Here is a 1,929-nt window from a genome sequence, read left to right as displayed (position 1 = left end):
TCCAGAAAAGTCGCCGAATTGTAAAGAGGTCTTTGAGGAAAGTTTTTAAAGATATCAGTATCATACAATTTCAGATTTGGAAATTAAAAAAAATGTTAATTTTCAGCCGAGTTGGAAGACAATTTTTAGCGACGTAGGAGCGTTAAAAAAATTGGCTTACAACCGGAACAAAGGGGGGTGTGGGGGATCCCCCCACTGCCCTTTCTTGTAGTTCTAAGTAAGTAATAAAAAGACGACTCGATTGTTAGCGATAAAAAATTCAGTGCAAGCCAAATTTAGAGAGGTTTGTCACTGAACCAGAACAGGGGGAGCGGCGTTAGCCGCCCCCCTTTCATTATGATGTGTATAAGATAATAAAAAGAATAAAACGATATATTTTATTTCTTGACAAGATTAGACTTATAATATATAATAAAATTATGGCACTGCATAAACGGTAGGCGGTTAATAATGCCCCTGAAAGGGGGCTTTGTCCTATGAGTTTCATTGACTTTATAACCTGCATCGGCTCACTTTCAGCTCTTTGCTCGTTTCTCTATGAGCTTTACAAAGACAACAAAAAGAAATAACCGCCAACCCTGACAAAGTTACGGTTATTTCTTAACTTATAATTTCGGGGCTAACCGCTTACTTGCAGTGCCTTCTTTTATTTATATTATACAATCAAATAAAAAATATGTCAAGAGGTAGTTTTTTTACTGCCTCTTTTTAAGTATAATCTGTTTTTATACAGGCTATATCTGTATATGTCATATTATAAACAGATATAATCTGTCTTTATACAGATATAATCTTTATCCCCATATCATTTTATTTATTATTTTGGGCAGATATCCTATAAATTTTCCTAAAGCTATAGCACCAATGATTATATATGCATATGTCCAGTCTGTATTTGACAATACATCAACTGTTTCTATAATGCTATTGATTCCATTGTTTATAATTTCATTCACTTTTTAAACCTCCTTTTATTATTATGATATTTTTTCTTTTCGCTTTGCTTGTTCTTCTCCTAATTTTTTAGCTAAATCCTCTACCTCTCTTTTATTTGGAACTGATAATCCGTTGTATAAACTTAATATATATTCTTCTTCTTCTGTAAAATTTTTTTCTTTTTTTATTTCCAAGCCTAATATATAATCTGTTGAAATATTCAATTCTTTTGCAATAGTTATTAAATGTCTTATCGGCATTTCTTGTTTTTCATTTTCATATTTGCTTACTTGCTGTTGGGTAGTATTTAAAATTTTAGCAATATCAGATTGAGAAATATTTTTTTCTTTTCTTATTTTGACTAATTTTTGTATATAATTCATAAAGATTTCTCCTTTGATTTGTTTCTTTCACTAAAATATATTATATATCTTTTAAAATGCATTGACAATTGTCCGAAAAGGTGTATAATATAGATATAAATACATCTTATAAGATGTATTAGTAGGTGATGTTTTTTAAGTTTAGGTGATATAATGAATGATTATGTTATTGGAAATAAATTAAAAGAAGCAAGAAAGAAAATTGGTAAAACCCAAAAGCAAGTAGCAACTGAAATGGGTATATCAAGAACAAATATAACAAAATATGAAAATGATGATTTAGAACCAAATTTATGCACCTTAAAAAAGATATCTGAAATATATAAGGTAAGTATTGATTATATATTAGGAATATTAAATGAAAATGAATTAAGTTTAGATTCAGATGAATATGAGCTTATTCAGATATATAATAAATTGTCACACTTAAATAAAGTAAGAGTACTGGAAAGAGCCAGAGTACTTTTAGAATATGAAATGGATAAAAGACGAAAAAATGATAATGGGTGATACGGTGTAAGGTAATAGCTGCTTTATGCAGATATTATATAGTTAATATTAATAATTTTTAATGAAAGGAGATTTTATCAATGAAATACACAGTTATAGG

The 1,929-nt window shown here is 28.9% G+C and carries 3 protein-coding genes; 1 reads left to right on the top strand and 2 read right to left on the bottom strand.

Features of this window, described 5'->3' with window-relative positions; all coding sequences use genetic code 11:
• Positions 1-794: 794 nt before the first annotated feature.
• A complete protein-coding gene (locus Q0F58_RS19310) occupies positions 795-956 on the bottom strand; it encodes a hypothetical protein (protein ID WP_294379701.1) in 162 nt (53 codons plus the stop codon).
• Between the two features lie 21 nt (positions 957-977).
• Positions 978-1,319 (bottom strand): helix-turn-helix domain-containing protein, encoded by a 342-nt coding sequence (locus Q0F58_RS19305; protein WP_294379699.1) that lies wholly within the window; start codon positions 1,317-1,319, stop codon positions 978-980.
• A 153-nt stretch (positions 1,320-1,472) separates the two neighbouring features.
• Here Q0F58_RS19305 and Q0F58_RS19300 point away from each other — a divergent pair, with 153 nt between their 5' ends.
• Entirely contained in the window at positions 1,473-1,829 is a 357-nt protein-coding gene (locus tag Q0F58_RS19300; protein ID WP_294379697.1) for a helix-turn-helix domain-containing protein, read from the top strand.
• The last annotated feature ends 100 nt before the right edge of the window (positions 1,830-1,929 follow it).

Source organism: uncultured Clostridium sp. (assembly GCF_934754915.1).
Classification (GTDB): Bacteria; Bacillota; Clostridia; order Clostridiales; family Clostridiaceae; genus Clostridium.
The sequence above is the reverse complement of the archived record's forward strand: the minus strand, read 5'-3'. Positions and strand labels throughout refer to the sequence as shown.